Origin of the sequence: Pseudomonas sp. 21615526 (assembly GCF_013386245.1) — a bacterium.
In the GTDB taxonomy this organism is placed as follows: domain Bacteria; phylum Pseudomonadota; class Gammaproteobacteria; order Pseudomonadales; family Pseudomonadaceae; genus Aquipseudomonas.
On sequence record NZ_JACAOM010000025.1, the window covers coordinates 1 to 20,448 of the forward strand.

7 protein-coding genes are annotated in these 20,448 nt (G+C 62.0%); 3 read left to right on the forward strand and 4 right to left on the reverse strand.

The annotated features are described in order from the left end of the window. The 3 genes from HX786_RS08725 to HX786_RS08735 form a co-directional block, all read left to right on the forward strand. Positions 1-4,243, forward strand: a 4,243-nt coding sequence (locus tag HX786_RS08725; RefSeq protein WP_178911952.1) for a non-ribosomal peptide synthetase, incomplete at its 5' end; no start/stop codon positions are given. An 11-nt stretch (positions 4,244-4,254) separates the two neighbouring features. Next, positions 4,255-12,852, forward strand: a complete 8,598-nt coding sequence (locus HX786_RS08730; protein ID WP_372846538.1) for an amino acid adenylation domain-containing protein — start codon at positions 4,255-4,257, stop codon at positions 12,850-12,852. Between the two features lie 63 nt (positions 12,853-12,915). Continuing rightward, complete coding sequence (locus HX786_RS08735; protein ID WP_178911953.1) at positions 12,916-13,872, forward strand: alpha/beta hydrolase; 957 nt, start codon at positions 12,916-12,918, stop codon at positions 13,870-13,872. Between the two features lie 80 nt (positions 13,873-13,952). Here the strand turns inward: HX786_RS08735 and HX786_RS08740 are convergent, their stop codons facing one another. The 4 genes from HX786_RS08740 to HX786_RS08755 all read right to left on the reverse strand — a co-directional run bounded on the left by HX786_RS08740 (position 13,953) and on the right by HX786_RS08755 (position 20,441). Beyond that, positions 13,953-16,364 carry a TonB-dependent siderophore receptor gene (locus tag HX786_RS08740; RefSeq protein WP_177021077.1) on the reverse strand — a complete coding sequence of 804 codons (2,412 nt, stop codon included), beginning with the start codon at positions 16,362-16,364 and terminating at the stop codon, positions 13,953-13,955. A 108-nt stretch (positions 16,365-16,472) separates the two neighbouring features. Next, positions 16,473-18,122: a cyclic peptide export ABC transporter gene (locus HX786_RS08745; RefSeq protein WP_177009572.1), complete on the reverse strand. Its 1,650-nt coding sequence runs from the start codon at positions 18,120-18,122 to the stop codon at positions 16,473-16,475. A 119-nt stretch (positions 18,123-18,241) separates the two neighbouring features. After that, positions 18,242-19,132 (reverse strand): formylglycine-generating enzyme family protein, encoded by an 891-nt coding sequence (locus tag HX786_RS08750; RefSeq protein WP_177009571.1) that lies wholly within the window; start codon positions 19,130-19,132, stop codon positions 18,242-18,244. A gap of 31 nt (positions 19,133-19,163) precedes the next feature. Next, positions 19,164-20,441 carry an aminotransferase class V-fold PLP-dependent enzyme gene (locus HX786_RS08755; RefSeq protein ID WP_177021075.1) on the reverse strand — a complete coding sequence of 426 codons (1,278 nt, stop codon included), beginning with the start codon at positions 20,439-20,441 and terminating at the stop codon, positions 19,164-19,166. Between the last annotated feature and the right edge of the window lie 7 nt (positions 20,442-20,448).

Genomic DNA, 20,448 nt, shown 5'->3' on the forward strand with positions numbered 1-20,448 from the left:
ACTGCTGCGCGCGGTGCTGGTGACCCTGGCCGACGGCAGTCAGCGGCTGCTGCTGGTGGTCCATCACCTGGCGGTGGACGGCGTGTCGTGGCGCATCCTGTTCGAAGACCTGCAAACCGCCTACGAGCAACTGCAGCAGGGTCGCGTCGTGGCATTGCCGGCCAAGACTTCGTCGGTCAAGGCCTGGGGCGAGCGGCTGGCTCGCTTTGCCCGGGAGGAGGCGCTGGAGCAATTGCCTTTCTGGCAAATGCAGTTGCGCGATGTTCAAGCCCAATTGCCCTCGGACCATTCCGGTGGTCGGCAAACCAACCAGGACGGCCTCACGGTGTACAGCCGTCTGGACTCGGTGCAGACCCGCCGCCTGTTGCAGGACGCCCCGGCGGCCTATCGCACGCAAATCAACGACTTGCTGCTGACGGCACTGGCGCGGGTGATTTGCCGCTGGACCGGCCAGGCGAGCACCTTGATCCAATTGGAAGGCCATGGCCGTGAGGACCTGTTTGATGAAGTTGACCTGACCCGCAGCGTCGGCTGGTTCACCAGTGCTTTCCCGGTCAAGCTGACCCCGGCCGGTGACCCGGCGGGTTCGCTGAAAAACATCAAGGAGCAACTGCGCGCAATCCCCGATAAAGGCCTGGGTTTTGGTGTGTTGTCTACCTTTGCCGAGACAGAGACGCGGGAGGCGATGGCGCAGTTGCCTGCACCGCAGATCACCTTCAATTACCTGGGCCAGTTCGACAGCAGTTTTGACGATGGCGATGTACCGCTCTGGGCACCTTGCGACGAAGCCCGTGGGCCGGAGCAAAACGCAGAGGCGCCGTTGGCCAACGGCCTGATCCTCAATGGCCAGGTGTTCGCCGGCGAGCTCAGCCTGGGTTGGGCCTTCAGTGCCCAACGTTTCGACGAGTCGACCATCCAGCACCTGGCCGATGACTACGCCCGTGAGTTGGCTGGCCTGGTCGAGCATTGCTGCCTGCCGGGCGCCGGAGCGGTGACGCCGTCGGACTTCCCGCTGGCGACCCTGAGCCAATCCGCGCTGGACGGCTTGCCCATGACGGCACACAGCATCGAAGACATTTACCCGTTGTCACCGATGCAGCAAGGCATGCTGTTCCACACGCTATATGAACAGGCCTCTGGCGATTACATCAACCAGATGTGCCTGGACGTCGAAGGACTGGACCCGGACAAGTTCCGCCAGGCCTGGCAAGCCACCCTGGATGCCCATGACATCCTGCGCACCGGCTTCGTGTGGTTGGCTGAACAGGATCAGCCGTTGCAGATCGTGCGCAAGCAAGTGACCCTGCCTTACGCGCTGCACGACTGGCGCGGGCGTACCGGGCAGGCGCAGGCCTTGCGCCAACTGGCCGAGGCCGAACAAGCCAGGGGCTTCGAGCTTCAAGAGGCACCGTTGCTCAGGTTGACCCTGGTGGCGCTGGATGATCGTCACCATCACCTGATCCTGACTCATCACCATATCCTGATGGATGGGTGGAGCCACTCGCAGATGCTCGGTGAGGTGCTGCAACGCTACAGTGGTCATAACCCGCCGGTATCGACCGGGCGTTATCGTGATTACATTGCCTGGCTGCAAGGTCAGGACCAAACGCTCCGGGAAGCGTTCTGGAAGCAGCAGCTGGCCTCGCTGCAAACACCGACGCGCCTGGCCCAGGCGGTCGTTGCGCCACGTGTCCTGGGTACAGGCTATGCCAGCCACTTCGAGGTACTGGATGCGACTCAGGCGCGCCTTCTGAACGAGTTTGCCCGCCAGCAGAAAGTCACCCTCAATACCTTGCTGCAAGCCGCCTGGCTCCTGCTTTTGCAGCGTTATACCGGGCAGTCGACGGTGTGCTTTGGTGCCACCGTGGCTGGGCGTCCGGCCGATCTGAAGGGGGTCGAGCAGCAGATCGGGTTGTTCATCAATACCTTGCCAGTGGTTGCCAGCCCGCTCGCCGGGCAGAGCGTCAGTCATTGGTTGCAGGCGGTCCAGGCGCAAAACCTGGGGCTGCGTGAGCATGAACACACGCCGCTGTTCGAGATTCAGCGCTGGGCCGAACACGGTTCCGAGTCGTTGTTTGACACACTGTTGGTGTTCGAGAACTTCCCGATCGCCGAAGCGCTGGCCCAGGGCAGCGACAATGGCCTGGTGTTTGGCGCCGTTGCAGCCCATGAGCAGAGCAATTATCCGCTGACATTGTTGGTCAATGCCGGGCAGACGTTGGCCCTGCACTATCACTATGACTGCAGCGTGTTTGGTGCAGAGGCGATGGCAGGTATCGCTGGTCACCTCAACCGGTTGCTGGTCGAGTTGACGACTTCAAGTGAGCGGGTACTGGCTGATGTGGTGATGCTCGGTGGCGACGAACGTCAACTGATTGAACAGACCTGGAACGCCAATGGCCTGGACTTCCCGCGTGAGCGGTGCATCCATCAACAGATTCAGGACCAGGTGCAGCGTACGCCCGACGCCCTGGCGGTTATCTGGGGTGATGAGCAACTCACCTACCGCCAGTTGAACGGCCGGGCGAATGCCCTGGCGCGCAAGCTGGTGGCGCTGGGTGTTGGCCCTGAAGTGCGGGTTGGCGTGGCCATGCCGCGCAGTGCGCAGATGGTCGTGGCATTGCTCGCGGTACTCAAAGCGGGCGGCGCGTATGTGCCGCTGGACCCGGATTACCCGGCCGAGCGCGTGGCGTACATGCTCAAGGACAGCCAGGCTCGAGTGTTGCTGACGCAATCTGATGTGCTGGCGGCGGTGGAGGTGACTGCATCCATCGAAGTACTGCTGGCTGAGACTCAGGACACCGATGATCAGGACCCGGCCGTTGTGGTCAGTGCGAATAACCTGGCCTATGTGATCTACACCTCCGGCTCCACCGGCCTGCCCAAGGGCGTGGCCATTACTCACCGCAACGTGGCGGCGCTGACCCAGTGGTCGCAGCAGGTTTACAGCCCTGAAGACATTCAAGGGGTGTTGGCCTCCACGTCGATCTGCTTCGACTTGTCGGTGTGGGAGCTGTTTGTGACCCTGGCTGGCGGCGGCTTTATCGTCGGTGCCCGCAATGCCCTGGAGCTGCCGGAGCTGGCGGCCCGAGACCGGGTACGCCTGGTCAACAGCGTGCCTTCGGCGATGGGAGCCTTGCAGCGTGCCGGGCAAATCCCGCAAAGCGTGCGCATCATCAATCTGGCGGGCGAACCGCTGAAGCAGTCGTTGGTGGATGCGCTGTATGGCCGTGGGCATGTGCAGCATGTCTACGACCTGTATGGCCCGTCGGAAGACACCACTTACTCCACCTGGACCCGCCGCGAAGCCGGCGGCCAGGCCAATATCGGCAGGCCGTTGGCCAACACCGCCAGCTACCTGCTCGACGCCGAGTTGCACTCGGTGCCCGTCGGCGTGGCGGCGGAGCTTTACCTGGCCGGTGAGGGCATCACTCGTGGCTATCTACTGCGTCCGGGGCTGACCGCCGAGAAGTTTGTGCCGAACCCGTTCTCGACCACCGGCGAGCGCTTGTACCGCACTGGTGACCTGACCCGTTATCGCCCGGAGGGGGTGATCGAGTACGTCGGGCGCATCGACCATCAAGTGAAAATCCGCGGTTTCCGGATTGAAATGGGCGAAATCGAAGCTCAATTGATGGCCCAGGGCTCGGTACGCGAGGCCGTGGTGCTGGCGGTGGAAGGTGTGAGTGGCTTGCAACTGGTGGGTTATGTAGTGCCCGACCAGCCAGGCCTTATCGACGCCGACGCGCAAGCAGACTTGCAAGACGACCTCAAGCGCCGCCTGCATGAAGTGTTGCCTGCCTACATGGTGCCGGCGCAGTTGCTGGTGCTTGAATACCTGCCGCTGACCCCCAACGGCAAGCTTGATCGCAAGGCCTTGCCGGCCCCTGGCGCGGTACAGCGTCGCGACCAGTACACACCACCGCAGACCGACACCGAGCAGCAATTGGCGCAAATCTGGAGTGAGGTACTTAACGTCGAGCGGGTCGGCCTGGAGGATGACTTCTTTGCCTTGGGCGGGCATTCGTTGCTGGCCACCCAACTCATCGTGCGTATCCGTGAGCGAATGGACCTGCAAGTGCAGCTCAAGACGCTGTTCGCTGCCAGCACCTTGCGCACCTTCAGTGCCGAAGTGGCGCAGTTGGGATCGGCCAGTGAACCGCTGATGGATGAATTGGCTAAATCTTTGGAGGCCCTCAAACGTTTAACAGGGGATGAGCTTGAAAAGCTAATTTCAGAGTGAAGGGGATAGGTGTGAAAGAGTTGATCGGAGCAGTGGGCGAGCTTTCGCCAAAGGAACGCAAAGCCTTGGCGGTGCTGCTTAAACACAAGGGCATCAATCTCTTCAGTGTCGCGCCTGTTTTCAAGAGAAACGCCAGTGAACCGTTGTTGCTGTCCTACGCTCAGGAGCGGCAGTGGTTCTTGTGGCAGATGGATCCGCACAGTACGGCTTACCACATCTCCAGTGCCCTGAGTTTGCGTGGGACGCTGGACGTGGCAGCCTTGGAGCGCAGCTTTTCGACGCTGATCGAGCGTCATGAATCGCTGCGTACCCATTTTGTCCAGGACGGTTCACAGCGGCTGCAGGTCATCAGCCCGGCAGCGGGCGCCAGCATCGACTTGCACACCCTGGCATCGGCGCACGCGCAACAGCGTGACGCTCAGATCAAGGCGTTCGTGGAGGATGAAACCCGACAGTTGTTCGATTTGCAGCAAGGCCCGTTATTGCGGGTCAAGCTGCTGCGAGTCAGTGCCGATGAGCATGTATTGGTGCTCACTCAGCACCATATTGTTTCCGATGGCTGGTCGATGCAGGTGATGGTCGACGAGCTGGTGCAGTGCTATGCCGCCTACAGCGAGGGACGTTCGGTCGAGTTGGCGCCGTTGCCGGTGCAGTACGCCGACTATGGGCTGTGGCAGCGCCAGTGGATGGAGGCGGGAGAACTGGAGCGCCAGTTGGGCTACTGGACCGAACGCCTCGGTGGCGAGCAGCCGGTACTGGAATTGCCGTTCGATCATCCGCGTCCCGCCGAGCAGAGCTTTCGCGGCAACACCCACACCCTCAACCTGGGCGCGGAACTGGTTGCCGGCCTCAAGCGGCTGGCCCAGCGCGAAAACGTCACCCCGTTCATGTTGTTGCTGGCCTCGTTCCAGGTGCTGTTGTACCGCTACAGCGGCCAGGGCGATATTCGGGTCGGGGTGCCGGTGGCCAACCGGAACCGTGCCGAAACCGAACGGTTGATCGGATTCTTCGTCAACACGCAGATTCACAAGGCCGACGTCGACGGGCGCACGTCCTTCCGCGAGTTCCTGCAACAGGTCAAGCAAAATGCCGTGGGCGCGCAGGCGCATCAGGACCTGCCGTTCGAACAACTGGTGGAAGCCCTGCGGCCCGAGCGGACGTTGAGCCATAACCCTTTGTTCCAGGTGATGTTCAACCACCAAAGTGAAGACACTCGCGGGCGGGTCGAGGTGACAGGCCAGGCCTCGCGCCTGGAGATCGAACGCCTGAGCTGGGAAACCCATACCTCGCAGTTCGACCTGACCCTCAATACGGTTGAACACAGCGAGGGCCTGTCGGCGCAATTGACCTATGCCACTGACCTGTTCGAGCCGGCCACAGTCGAGCGCATGGCGGGGCACTGGCAGGCTCTGTTGCAAGGGATTGTCGCCCAGCCTTCCCGGGCGATTGCCGAGTTGCAGATGCTCGACACGGTGCAGTTGCGCACGCTGCTACAGGACTGGAATGCCACCAAAGCCGCTTACCCGTTGGACCAAAGCGTACAGGCGCTGATTCAGGCCCAGGTGGACGCTACGCCGCAGGCCATCGCCCTGGTGTTTGCCGGCCGGCAACTGACCTATCGCCAGTTGGATACGCTGGCCAACCAATGGGCGCACAGGTTGATCGAAGCCGGTGTCGGCCCGGACGTGCTGGTGGGTGTGGCGGTCGAGCGCAGTATCGAGATGGTGGTCGGGTTGCTGGCGGTGCTCAAGGCCGGCGGTGCTTATGTTCCGCTGGACCCGGACTATCCCGAGGAGCGCCTGGCCTACATGATCGAGGACAGTGGCATTGGTTTGCTGCTGACCCAGCAGGCGCTGCGGGAGCGCTTGCCGATCCCGGCGCAGGTGGTTTGCCTGCTGCTGGATCAACCGCTGGCCGGGTACGCTTCGACCTGCCCGCCGATCAGTGTGCAGCCGGAAAACCTGGCGTATGTGATTTACACCTCCGGTTCCACCGGCAAGCCCAAGGGCGCCGGCAATCGTCACTCGGCGCTGACCAACCGCCTGTGCTGGATGCAGCAGGCATATGGCTTGAGTGAAGTGGACACGGTGTTGCAGAAAACCCCCTTCAGCTTCGACGTGTCGGTGTGGGAGTTCTTCTGGCCGTTGATGACGGGCGCGCGCCTGGTGGTTGCAGCACCCGGCATTCACCGCGAGCCGGCAAAGCTGATTGAACTGATCAACCGTGAGCACGTCACCACCCTGCATTTTGTACCGTCGATGCTGCAAGCGTTTGTCGCCGATGTAGCGGTCAACAGTTGCACCGGCTTGCAGCGCATTATCTGCAGCGGCGAGGCCTTGCCGGTGGACGCGCAGCAGCAAGTGTTCGCCAAGCTGCCTCAAGCCCGGCTTTACAACCTGTACGGCCCGACCGAGGCTGCTATCGATGTCACCCACTGGACCTGCCGTGAAGAGGGGCGCGACAGCGTGCCCATCGGCCAGCCCATTGCCAACCTGGGGACCTACATTCTTGATGCGGGCCTGGGGCCGGTAGCTGTCGGGGTGGTGGGTGAGTTGTACCTCGGCGGTGAAGGACTGGCGCGGGGTTATCACCGTCGCCCGGCGCTGACCGCCGAACGTTTTGTCGCCAGCCCGTTTGGCGGCGGCCAGAGGCTGTACCGCACTGGCGACCTGGCGCGTTACCGGGCAGACGGCGTGATCGAATACGTCGGGCGTATTGACCATCAAGTGAAGATCCGCGGCCTGCGGATCGAGTTGGGGGAAATCGAAGCACGCCTGATGGAGCAGGACGCGGTGCGCGAAGCGGTAGTGCTGGCGGTGGACGGCGCGAGCGGCCTGCAACTGGTGGGCTATGTGGTACCTGCCCAAGGCGATGTGGCCGAAGCGTCGCTGCGCGAAATGCTCAAGGCCCGTTTGCGCGAAGTGCTGCCGGACTACATGGTGCCGGTGCACCTGTTGTTCCTCGAGCAACTGCCCCTGAGCCCCAACGGCAAACTGGAGCGCAAGGCGTTGCCGAAGCCGGACGTACGCCAGGCTCAACAAAACTTCATTGCGCCGCAAAGCCCGCTGGAGCAGCAGATTGCCGCGATCTGGCAAGACGTGCTCAAGCTTGAGCGGGTCGGTTTGTCGGATAACTTTTTCGAGCTGGGTGGCGACTCGATCATTTCGATCCAGGTGGTGGGGCGTGCCCGCCAGGCCGGGATTTTCTTCACACCCAAGGAGCTGTTCCAGCACCAGACCGTACAGGGGCTGGCTGGCGTCGCGCGCATCGATGCCGCCGGGCTTGAAGTCGAGCAAGGCGCAGTAACGGGCAACCTGCCATTGTTGCCGATTCATCAGGGATTCTTTGAAGAACCCATCGCCGAGCGTCATCACTGGAACCAGTCGGTGCTGCTCAAGCCGACTCAGGTTATCGAGGCTGCACTGCTGGAGCAGGCGTTGCGTGCGCTGCTGGTGCATCACGATTCGCTGCGCCTGGTGTTCAGCCAGGGCGAAGAGGGCTGGGCCGCAACTTATCGCAGTGTCGAGGCCCTGTTGCAGGGCCGGAACGTGTTGCAGGAGGTTCAGCTGCGCGATACGCAAGCGTTGCAGGCGTTTGGCGAGCAACTCCAGCAGAGTCTCGACCTGCTGAACGGGCCGCTGCTGCGGGTGGCGCTGGTCGCGTTGGCGGATGGTTCGCAGCGGGTGTTGCTGGTGCTTCACCATCTGGTGGTGGACGGTGTTTCCTGGCGCATTCTGTTTGACGACTTGCAACTTGCCTATCGCCAGGTGGCGAGCGGGCAGGCGCTCAAGCTGGCGCCCAAGACTCATTCTGTGCGGGCCTGGGCCGAGCACCTGCAGGCTTATGCGCAGCGCCCCGAGGCGCAAGCCGAAGTGCAGTACTGGCAGCAGCAGTTGCAGGATGCCCGCCCGGACTTGCCGGTGGATCATCCAGGGGGTGGCCTGCAAAACAAACATGGCCTCACGGTCCATTCGCAGTTGAGCAAGGAACTGACGCAGTTGCTGCTGCAGGAAGCGCCCGCGGCTTATCGGACGCAGGTCAATGACCTGTTGCTGACTGCGCTGGCCCGAGTCATGGTGCGCTGGACCGGCCACGACCAGGCGCTGATTCAACTTGAAGGGCATGGCCGTGAAGATCTGTTTGCCAGCATCGACCTGACCCGCACGGTCGGTTGGTTCACCAGCCTGTTTGCGGTGAAACTCACGCCGGCAGCGGGTATTGGTGAGTCAATCAAGCAGGTCAAGGAACAACTGCGAGGCGTTCCCCAGCGGGGCATCGGCTTTGGGGTGCTGCGCTACATGGGCAGCCCCGTGCACCGCAAGGTACTGGGGCAGTTGCCCGCGCCGCGTGTGACCTTCAACTACCTGGGGCAGTTTGACGGCAGTTTTGATGTGGATGCCGGTGCGCTGTTTGTGCCTTCCGGCGAATCCATCGGCCTGGAACAAAGCCCGCAAGCGCCGCTGGGCAACTGGTTGACCATCAATGGTCAGGTGTACGGCGGTCAATTGAGCCTGAACTGGGTGTTCAGTCGGGAGATGTTCAATGAGGCGACGATCGAGCATCTGGCACAGGCGTACATCGCCGAACTCCAGGCGCTGGTCGAACATTGCAGCCAGTCGCAAAACCTGGGCGCGACGCCCTCGGACTTTGCCCTCTGCACCTTGACCCAGCAACAACTGGACAGCCTGCCCGTGCCGTTGGAGCAGGTCGAAGACCTCTATCCGTTGGCACCGACGCAGCAAGGCATGCTGTTCCATACGCTGGACCCGTCGGCGGCGCACCTTTATATCAACCAGACTTGTGTGCCTGTCGAGGGGCTGGACGTACCGGCGTTTATCGCCGCCTGGGATCAGGTGGTCGCTCGCCATGAGATTCTGCGCACCGGCTTCTGGTCGTCCAGCGACCTGCGCGAACCGCTGCAGGTGGTGTACAAGACCGCCCAGGTCTCGGTGCAAATCGTCGATTGGCGCGATCGCCAGGTTGATGCTGACGCCTTGCAAGCCTTGGCGCAGGACGATTGCGCCAAGGGCTTTGACATGTTGGCGGCCCCTCTGACGCGCCTGACCCTGGTGCACCTGGATGAACACCGCCACCAACTGATCTGGACCAGCCACCATATCCTGATGGATGGCTGGAGCAACTCGCGCTTGATGGGTGAAGTCTTCGAGGTGTACGCCGGCCGCGCCTTGCCTGCGCGCAAAGGGCATTACCGCGATTACATCGCCTGGCTGCGCCAGCAGTCCCCGGACACGGCGTCGCTGTTCTGGAAGCCGCAACTGCAAGCCCTTGAAGGCCCCACCAGCCTGGCGGCGAGTATTCATCCCCAGCCCGAGCCTGGCTTGGAAGGGCACGCGGCGCTGTACCTGAACTGGGATGTCAGCCAGACCCGGCGCCTGCGCGAATTTGCCCAGCACTGGCGTATCACCCCGAATACCTTGATCCAGGCGGTGTGGTTGTTGCTGTTGCAGCGCTATACCGGGCAAGCCAGTGTGTGCTTCGGCGCCACTGTGGCCGGACGTCCGGCCAGCCTGCCGGGTGCCGACGAAATGCTCGGGTTGTTCATCAATACATTGCCGATCGTCCAGCAACCGGATCCGGCCAAGGCGCTGTGCCAGTGGCTGCTTGAATTGCAGGCGCTCAACCTGGAAGTGCGCGACTACGAACACGCAGCATTGGCCGATATCCAGCGCTGGTCGGGGCAGGGCGGCACGCCGTTGTTTGACAGCATTATTGTGTTCGAAAACTACCCGGTGGATGAGCGCCTGGCCGAGGTCGGCAATCAACAACTGCAGTTTGGCCAGGTCAGTACCCGGGATGTGACCAACTACGCGATGGACCTGGCGATCAACCTGGGCCAGACCCTGAAGATCGAGTTCCTGTATTTGCGCAACGCGTTCACCGAACAGGCGTGCGACCAGGTTCGACGCAGTTTCGAGACGCTGTTGTTGGCCATGCTCGATTCGCCTCAGGCCCGGGTGGGCAGCTTGCCGACTCTGGCGTGCGACGAATACGCCGGCTTGCTCGCCGCGAACCCGCTGCGCCAGGTGCCGGCCACGCAACCCTTGTTGCCGCAATTGATCCGGCAACAGGCCCAGGCGCGAACCGAGGCCGTGGCGCTGGTGTGTGACGGCGTGCAACTGACCTATGGGCAATTGGAGCAACGTGCCAATCGCCTGGCCCATTACCTGATCGGCCTGGGCGTGGGCCCGGAGGTGTGCGTCGGAGTCGCCCTGCAGCGCAGCGTCGAGGTGATTGTCGCGTTCTACGCGGTCATGAAGGCGGGTGGAGCCTACGTGGCGCTGGACATCGATTACCCTCGGGAGCGCCTGGACTGGATCGTCAAGGATGCGAATGTCTCGGTGTTGTTGACCCACAGTGGCGTCAGCGAAGGCTTTGGGGCGTTGGACGCGACCACCCGGGTGTTGCTGGACCGCGTGTATCTGGACAGTTTCCCGGATGCATGCCCGCCATCGCGCCTGCAACCGGATAACCTCGCCTACCTGATCTACACCTCAGGGTCCACGGGGCAACCCAAGGGCGTGGCGGTGAGTCACGGTCCCATTGGCATGCACTGCGCCGCGATTGCCGAACGCTACGAAATGGATGGGGCGACGCGCGAACTGTTGTTCATGTCGTTCGCCTTCGACGGCGCCCAGGAGCGCTGGCTGTCGACCCTGCGCAGTGGCGGGTGCCTGGTGATTCGCGACAATAACCTGTGGACCCCGCAGGAAACCTGGCAGGCGCTGCACGAGCAGCGCATCAGTATTGCCTGTTTCCCGCCGGCGTATCTGCAGCAACTGGCGGAGTATGCCGAAGGCCGGGAAGCCCCGCCGGTGCAGGTCTACTGCTTTGGTGGCGATGCCGTGGCGCAGGCCAGTTTCGAACTGGTCAAGCGCACCCTCAAGCCGCGCTATTTGACCAACGGTTATGGCCCAACGGAAACGGTGGTCACGCCCCTGTTGTGGAAAGCCGCCGCAAGCGAAACCTGTGACGCGGTGTATGCGCCGATCGGAAGTCGAGTGGGCGAACGCAGCCTCTATGTGTTGGATGCATGCCTCAACCCCGTACCGCAGGGTGTTGCCGGTGAGTTGTACATCGGTGGTGAGGGGCTGGCACGCGGGTATCGCCAGCGTCCGGGAATGACTGCCGAGCGTTTTGTCGCGGACCCGTTTTCCACGGACGGCGGGCGGCTCTACCGCACTGGCGACCTGGTGCGTCAGCGGGCGGACGGGGTGTTCGATTACCTCGGACGCCTGGATCATCAAGTGAAGATCCGTGGCTTCCGCATTGAACTTGGCGAAATCGAATCAAGGCTGCGTGACATGGCCGAGGTGCGTGATGCGGTCGTGGTCGCACGTGACACCAGCGCCGGCAAGCAGTTGATCGGGTACGTGGTTGCCGATGAGCATCCGGCGCTTGCCGAGCGTTTGCGCCAGGACTTGCAGGCGCAACTGCCCGACTACATGGTGCCGTCGCAGATTCTGGTGGTGCCAGCGTTTCCCGTCAGCCCCAATGGCAAGCTGGATCGCAAGGCATTGCCAGACCCCGAATTCAAGGGGCGCCATTACGTTGCGCCACGCACCCCGGTCGAACAGGCGCTGGCCGCGATCTGGCAGGAGGTCCTGGAGGTCGAGCAGGTGGGTGTCACCGACAATTTCTTCGAGCTGGGCGGCGATTCGCTGCGCGTGCTCAAGGTGCTGGGCAAGGTGCGCGGCAACACGCAGCTTGGATTGGACCTGAAATTGCGCGACATGATGAGCAAGCCGACCATCGCCCAGCTCAGTGGCCATGAAGAGGTCGAAGCTCCGCTTGATCCGCTGTTGCTGCTCAACAGTAACGTGGCGAACCGCCGTCCACTGTTCTGCCTGCATGCCGGTTTCGGCACCGTATTTGACTATGAGCCACTGGCACGCCTGCTGGAAGGCGAGTGCAGCGTCTATGGGGTGCAGTGCCGCATGCTGCTGGACCGCCAATGGCAGGATGAATCATTGCCGGCGATGGCGATCGATTACGCTCAGTACATTCGCCAGAAGCAGGCCTACGGGCCGTATCGTTTACTGGGATGGTCACTCGGTGGACCCTTGGCGCTGCTGGTGGCCAAAGAGCTTCAGGAGCAAGGCGAGGCGGTGGAATTTGTCGGGCTGGTAGACAGCTACATGCCCACCTCGACGCCCGCTACCTCGGATTGGCGCGATGACCTGCAGGATTTCCTCACCGCCACCCTGGGCCAGACCTGGCCGCAGGCATTGCCGGTCACCCTGCAGCCAGCGGCCGTGGAAATGATCATCAATAGCTTGCAAGCCGGTCAACGGGCGGGGGGGCGTTATGGCCAACTGGAGGCGACCGACCTGGCACAGGCGTTTATGGTCGGCATGCAACTCAAGGCCCTGGCGCAGGCGTTCAGCGTCTTGCCGTGGGTGGCAGTCGACACGTGCTGCTGGTGGGGTAACGGCGTAGGCACGCTGGAGCGCCAAGCCTTCGAGCGGCTGCTGCCACAACTCACCGGCGCCGAGCAGATCGATGCCGGCCACTACGACCTGCTGCGTAACCCTCTGTTGTTGCAGCGCCTGGCGGGCCTGCTGCACAGCGCCGAGCTGATTGCCGATTGACCCTGGCGCCGGCCCCGGGGACGGGGCCGGCGTCGTACCTCACTACTTTCCAAGGAAAACATGATGCCCTTGCACCCCGACCTGGCTGCGTTTCTGGAGCTTGTGGAAATGGGCCGTTGGAGCGGAAAAAGCCAACCCCTGCATGAATTATCCGTGGCGCAGGCCCGTAGCGAATTCGAAAATACCTCGCTGATCCTCGATCCCAGCCCACCTGACGCTATTGAAGTGCAGCCGTTGACCTTTACCGGCGCCGACGGCAATCCGCTGCCGGCCCGCCTGTATCGCAAGCCTGGACGCGGCCACGCAGCGCAGCCGGTGATTTTGTACTTCCACGGCGGCGGCTATGTGGTCGGTAGCCTGGATTCACACGATTCGGTGTGCCGACGCCTGGCAGGTACCAGTGACTATGCGGTGCTGGCCCCGGCCTACCGCCTGGCGCCCGAGGCGCCGTTCCCGGCGGCGGTGGATGATGCACTGGCGGCAGCCAACTGGTTGGTCGAACAGGCACCTCAGTTGCAACTCGATGCCGGCCAAGTGGTCGTCAGCGGTGACAGTGTCGGCGCCACGCTGGCGATGATTGTCGCCATGACCGCCGTGCAGGCCCCCCAGCGGCTGGCCTTGCGGCCTGCGGCGCAATTGCTGTTTTATCCGGTCACCGATATCACGCGGCTGCGCGATTCCCACCGCGCTTATGCAGAGGGTTACCTGCTGGAAACCAGGACACTGGAGTGGTTCTACCAGCACTACATGGGCGCTGCCGGTAACCGCCATGACTGGCGCGCTTCGCCGCTGCAGAGTACGACGTTGCCCGCACTGGCGCCGGCCTGCGTGATGCTGGCCGAATTTGATCCGTTGCTGGATGAGGGGCGTGAGTGGATTGCGCGTCTTGAGGCGAGCGGCACACCGGTGACCGCAGTCATCCAGCCGGGGCTGACCCACGACTTCCTGCGTATGCAGGGCCTGGTGGCGGAGGTTGAGGGGATTTACCTTGAGGTGGGCCGGTGGTTGGCCAGTCGCTGAGACCTTGCGTCCCGGTTGCTGCCTTGCTGCGTTGACAACACCCTGCCGTGGCAGGGTGTTGTTGTTTCAGGGGATGTGTTTTACATGCTCCACTTCATGGTCACGGCCACGTTACGCGGGTCGCCGAAGATGTTTGCGCCGGCCGGGTTACTGATGCTCTGGTAGTAGTGCTTGTCGAACACGTTGTTCAGGTTGGCTTGCACCTTGAGGTTTTTGTTCACGTTATAGCCGGTCATCAGGTCGACGATACTGTAGCCGCCCTGAGACACGCCGTAGGTTGTGTATGTGCTGCTCTGGCTACGGAATGAACCGCCGATCGACCATTTTTCGAGATCGCCCGGCAATTGATAAGTGGTGGACAGCTTGAGCAGGTTGTAGGGCGTGTCACTGTCGAAGCGACCGCTGCCGCCCTTGACGTTTTTGGCACCGGCATAGGTGTAGCCGGCCGAGGCCTGCCAGCCGCGGGCAAGCATGCCTTGCAGTTCAAGGTCGACGCCTTTGGTTTCAACTTCGCCGGAGGCCACGGAGCAGGAAGCAACACCCGGTGCACAGGCATCAAGCCCTTGGGCGAGGTTTTCCTGGTTCAACTGGAAATAGGCCAGGCTGGCGTTCAACGCGCCGTCAAAGTACTCGCCCTTGATCCCGACTTCACGGTTGGTACCGGTGACTGGCGGCAGCAGGCTGCCCTGGAAGTCCACGTTGGCTTGCGGCTGGAAGATTCTGGTCCAGCTGGTGTACACCGAGTAGGTGTCGTTGATGTCGTAGATCAGGCCGGCATAAGGGGTGTACTCCCGAGTCGCCTTGTAGTCGGCGCCGAATGTGTAAGCGCCGGAAATAGTGTTCTGTTCGTATTCGTACCAGTCCAGGCGTGAACCGAGGATCAGTTTCAGGTCGTCGCGCAGATGGAAGCGCACGGTGGCGTAGGTGCTGTATTGATCGACCTTGCCCTTGCGCGACCAGTTGTAGTTGATGGCCGGTTTCTCTATGCCGTGATAGTCGAAGTTTGATGGGTCGAGGACGATGTTCGGGTCGTTGAGGAAACCACCGCCGGGGCCATCGTCGGTTTTGTCATTGCGATAACTGCCACCGAGCACCAGTTCGTGGGTCGCACCAAACAGGGTGAAGGGGCCGGAAACGTAGCCGTCGACGCTTTTTTGCGTGTGCTGGTAGGTGTAGCGGCCCACGTTCAGGTTCAGCTGGTCTGCACTGGGGTCCAGTCGATAGAAACTGGTGCCCAGCATGTCCAGGTCGCCTCGCAGCCACGTGGTATTCAGGCGCAGTTTCCAGTCGTTGTCGAAGCGGTGCTCAATTTCGGCAAATGCGCTGGTGTTTTTCTTGTTCCAGTAGGTCCAGTTCGGGCTCATGCGCGTCGAACGGGATATCGGCAGGAACGTGCCATCGGCACGGGTCGGAATGCCCGACCAGTCGGCACCCGGGTTGTCCTCACGGTTGTAATACGCGCCGAGGGTCAGGGTAGTGGCTTCGCTCAGGTCAAACTCGGTGATGCCGTACAACAACTGGCGCTTGCTGCTGTAGCCATCGGTAAAGCTGTCTTTGTCCTGGAAGGCACCGACCACGCGGCCCCTGATCGAACCGCTGGAATTGAGGGCGCTGCTGGCATCGATTTCGGTGCGGTAGTTGTCCCACGAGCCGGCACCCACGGTGACAGACACTTGCGGCTCGACGGTGGGGCGCTTGCGGATCAGGTTGAGGGTGCCGGAAGGGTTGCCGGCACCGATCATCAGGCCCGATGCACCGCGTACCACCTCCACCCGGTCGAACATCGCCAGTGTCGAGGTGCCGAGGGTGTCGCTGTCATACGCGACGGGCAGGCCGTCAATCATGATGTTGTCGATGGCGGAGCCGCGGGAGTAGAACTCCGGGCGTTCACCGCCGGTCTTGCGCATGGTCAGGCCTGGGGTATAAGTCGAAATATCCTCCAGGGACTGCATGTTCTGGTCATCCATGCGCTGGCGGGTGATCACCGTGACCGACTGCGGCGTCTCGCGCATGGAGGTCGCCAGTTTGGTCGCGGTGCTCATGGAACCGGTGGTGTAGGAGCCGGTGCCTTCGGTGGTCTCGCCCAGTTGTTGGCCGGTAACGCTGGTGGCCCCCAGCTCCAGGGCGCCGCCTTCGCTGCGGCCGGTGATAGTGACGGTGTTGCCGGAAATGCCGTACGCCACGCCACTGCTCCCCAGCAGCTTCTGCAGCGCCACGGTGGGCTCCATGGAGCCGCGCACGGCGATGCTTTTCAGGCCCTTGAGCTGGTCAGGCGAATACAGCACCTGCAATTTGCTTTGTTGGCCAAAGGCTTGAAGTGCGCTGGTCAAGGACTGGGCGGGAATCTGGAAGCTGATTTCCTGGGCTTGAACCTGGCACGCCAGCGGTAGCGCAGCCATCAGCCCGAGCAGGCTGGGTGCCAGTCGGGGCTTGAGCAGGTGGCGCATCCAGATGGCTTTTGAAAGGGGTGTCAACGTTGTCGGCGCGGGCATTGGCTGGGCTCTTATGGTGGCGATGCTAATGGTAATGATTGTTATTAATGAAAGTGAGACGCAGCAACACACCAGAACCGGAAAAAATCTTCCGGTTAATTTCAGGTATCAGGCCGGAACCTGTTCGATTGCGACTTTTCCAGCTTCCAGCCGTACCAGTTGATCGGCGACATCGAAGTAGCGGTCGTCGTGGGAGATGACGATGATGGTCTTGCCCAGGCGCTTCAGGTCCGGCAGCAACTCGGTGTAGAAAATCCGTCGGAAGGTCGGGTCCTGGTCGGCGGCCCATTCGTCGAACACCAGTACTGGACGCTCCTCCAGCCAGGCGTTGACCAGGGCCAGTCGCTTGCGCTGGCCGGTCGACAGGTCGGTGGTGGTGAACTTGCCGTCACGCACGCTGACCTTGTGGGCGATTTCCAGGCGTTGCAGGTATTTTTGCGCGTCTTGTGGCAAGTGGCTGTCACCCTGGACGACGTCATCGAACAAGTAGTAATCGGCAAAAATGGTGGTGAACAACTGGCGATACTCATCGCGGCCCTGGGCGGTTACCGCTTGCCCATTGAGGCTGACGTCACCTTGTTGCGGAGCATACAGGCCCAGCAGCAGCTTGATCAGTGTGGTTTTGCCGCAGCCGTTTTCACCCACGATAAACACGATGTCGCCTTGCTTGATCTGCAGGTTGACCGGGCCAAGGCGGAAAGGGTCCGCGCCTTCAACCGGAGGGAATGCATACGACACATCCCGCAGTTCGATGCTTTGGATACTGCGCTTTTGCTGTTCGGTATCACTGAGCAACAGGTGCGGCTCGGGCGAGGAGAACTGATCCGACAGTTCCGAGATGCGGCGAAAGGCGATCTTCGCGCGGCTGACAATCGGCAACGTGCCTACCAGATGTTCCAGTGGGCCTTTCATGTACAGCAACACCAGTACGAAGCCGCTCATTACTGCCTTGTCATGGCTGGGCCACACGGTTTGCAGCACCAGCGCCAAGCCGATCACGATGAAAAACAACATGGAACCGAAGGTCTTGGCGATCACGAATGTGTTGATCGAGCGGATCTGCGTCTTGCAGATAAAGTCGGCGGTCGCCTGGATCCCGTGCACAAACATGCGGTGGCGGCGTGGGCGATGGATGCGCAGTTCCTTGGCGCCATCGGCAATTGCGTTGTAATGACGTTGCAAATCGTCCTCGGCTTCCCGCGCAGCCTCGAAGCCCTTGACCCCGCTGGACTGCGCGATGAACTGGGCGCCGGTACCGATGGCGATGGCCACCAGCATCAACAGGAACATCGGCCATGACAGCAGCGCCAGATAGCCCAGGCAGCCCAGCGTTACGGTCATCGAAATGGCCAGGGGCGCAAAGGCGAAGGCGAAGTCGCTGATGGTGTCGACGTCGTGGGTCAGTACCGGGATCAGTCGGTGGCTGCGATAGCGCTCGATCTGATCGATGGGCGCGGCGAGAACCTTCTCCCCCAGGGTCTTGCGCAACGTGGCGATGATGTTCTGGCCGACGAAGTTGGTGCCGATGTCGGAAAAAATCGAGCTGAGCAGGGCCAGCAGGCACAGGCCGGCAAACAGGGCCACCACACTGCCGGTGGGGCTGCTGTCGGCGTGCAGGGCATTGTTGATGGTCGCCAGCAATACCGTCACGCTCAAGCCGCCGATCATGCCCAGCAGGATGGAAAGGGCGACGATTAACCTGAAGGGTTTGAGCAGGGTAAACAATTCATGAATGGCGCCGCGCGTTGGCTGGGTCATGAGGGGACGGTTCCTTGGGTGGAATAGGCAGATACCCTTTAGAACGTCTGGTCACGCGCTTAATTTAGACGGTCGCCGATTGACGGCGACCTCGCTGGAGCGGGAGGTTGCGGCAGGCCTCAGAGATCGCGCACAACCCGAAATCCGATCCAGTCGCCGCGGGTTTGCGGGTAGATGTTGTTGCGGTTGCCCGAGCGGGAAAACACCGGTGCTTCGCCCCAGTCATTGCCACGAATCTGGCGGGACTCACAGCCCGGTTCCACCCAGGCGCTGCCATCGGTCGGCGCCCCGACATAGTTGGTGTGTTCGCAGTCGGCCAGCCACTCGTAGACGTTGCCGTGCATGTCGTACATGCCAAAGGCGTTGGGTGGGTAACTGCCCACCGGCGACGAATAGCTATAACCATCTGCCGGGCCGTACGTGTTGGCGTGCTCGGCGATGCTGTAGCCCTTGCCCGCATCAAACGGGAACGGGAATGGCCCGGTGGAGCCGGCGCGGGCAGCGTATTCGCGCTGGGCTTCGCTGACCATCTGGTAGGTGTGGCCGGTTTTTTTCGACAGCCAGGCGACGTAGTTCTTCACGTCGTCAAAGTCCATGCACACCGCAGGCTGGCGCGGGCCCTGGGGGTAGCGCGGCTTGCTGGCGATGCATTCGCGGCCCGGGCGTTCATCGCCGTTGGCGATCTTGACCCCGGTCTGGCGCACGTAGCTGTCCCACTCACCGGCGGTGACCTGGAAGCGGCTCATGGCAAAGGGTTTGGCAAAGGTGACATCGTGCATCGGGCCTTCGTCGGGCTCGCGGCCGACTTCATCTTCCGGCGTGCCCATGGTGAAGGTGCCGGCGGGCAGCACGACCATTTCGGGGCAGTCCTTGCAGTCCTTGAACACCTTGCCCGGCTGTGGCGCGGCGGCTGCCTGGGCGAGGCCTGGCAGCAAGGCGCCGCACAGCATCGTCAGGGCCAGGGCGGCCAGGGGTTTGAGGCGGGACGGAGCGGGAGTGTCACTGTTCATGGGGCATCTCGATCAAAAGGAAAAAGGGGCGTCAAAACCGTTGGCTGAGCAAGGTCATGAAGCGCTGGATCTCGGTTGATGTGTTGAGCAGGCCGGGAGAGGTGCGTACCACGGGGCCCACGTCGCGCTCCACGGCATCGATCACCACGCGGTTCTTCATCATGTGCGCCGCAACCTCGCCGCTGTCCTGGCCCTTGACCCGGAAGAACGTAAAGCCTGCCGACAGCGCGGGGCTGCGCGGCGTCACCAGTTCGATTTGCGGGTGGGCCAGCAACTGGCCTTTGAGTTCGTCGTTGAGTTGGTGAATGCGCGCCTGCACCTGTGCCTTGCCCAGTTGCAAGTGCAGCTTGAAGGCCTCGTCTAGCGCCCAGCGATGTTCGAAGGCGTGATAGCCGCCGGGGGTCATGGTGGTCGCGAAGTTATTGTCCTGGGAGAACGTCGGCACCATCGGCGTCACGTAGGTGTTTTGCTCGGAACGGGCGCAGATCAGCCCGGTACCGCGGGGGCCGAACATCCATTTGTGGGTGCCGGCAATAAAGAAATCACAATGCATGTCGGGGAAGTCGAGGTTTTCCACGCCGAAACCGTGCACACCGTCGACCACGTAGAGGATGCGATCCTTGTCGTCACGGTTGCGGTTGTGTTCATCCACCAGTTTGCCGATCTCGCCAATCGGCAATTTGACGCCGCTGCCGGACTGCACCCACGTCATGCCAAGTACACGGGTGTTGGGGCGGATATTGCGCTTGATCGAACCGAGCACCTCGTCGACCGACACGCGGTTGGCGTCCTCGAACAGCTTGATCTTGCGCACCTGGGTGCCTTGTTTGCGCACCCTGAAATCGAGGCTGTATTCGGTGGCGTAATGTTCGTGGACGGTGGTGAGGATCTCCTGGTCAGGGCGCACCTGGATTCCGCCATAGATCATCGCCAGGCCTTCGGATGTGCTGCCGGTCAGTGCGATCTGGCCAGGTTTCGCGTTCAGGTAGCGGCCGGCCCATTCGCGCACCTGGCCTTCACGCTTCCAGGTTTCCTGCAGGTCCCAATCCATGGCCAGGCCCGGGTTGCGGTCGATCTGCGCGCGGTAGCGGTCAATCGCATCGCGCACCGGCTTGGGGTGCGAGGTCACCAGGAAGTTGGAAAAATGCAGGTAGTCCGGGTCCTGGGTGAACAACTGGCGAAAGCCTGCCCATGAGTCGCCGGGTGGCGCCGCATTGCCTGCCAGGGCCTGGGGAATGATGGCGGTGCCCAGCGGCAGGCTCGCGGCGAGAAGCCCGGCCTGCTTGAGAAACGTACGGCGGTCGGTCATGAATTCA

Coding starts and splice junctions, on each gene's coding strand:
- HX786_RS08735 (WP_178911953.1), top strand. CDS start 12,916: ATGCCCTTGCACCCCGACCTGGCTGCGTTTCTGGAGCTTGTGGAAATG.
- HX786_RS08740 (WP_177021077.1), bottom strand. CDS start 16,364: ATGCCCGCGCCGACAACGTTGACACCCCTTTCAAAAGCCATCTGGATG.
- HX786_RS08745 (WP_177009572.1), bottom strand. CDS start 18,122: ATGACCCAGCCAACGCGCGGCGCCATTCATGAATTGTTTACCCTGCTC.
- HX786_RS08750 (WP_177009571.1), bottom strand. CDS start 19,132: ATGAACAGTGACACTCCCGCTCCGTCCCGCCTCAAACCCCTGGCCGCC.
- HX786_RS08755 (WP_177021075.1), bottom strand. CDS start 20,441: ATGACCGACCGCCGTACGTTTCTCAAGCAGGCCGGGCTTCTCGCCGCG.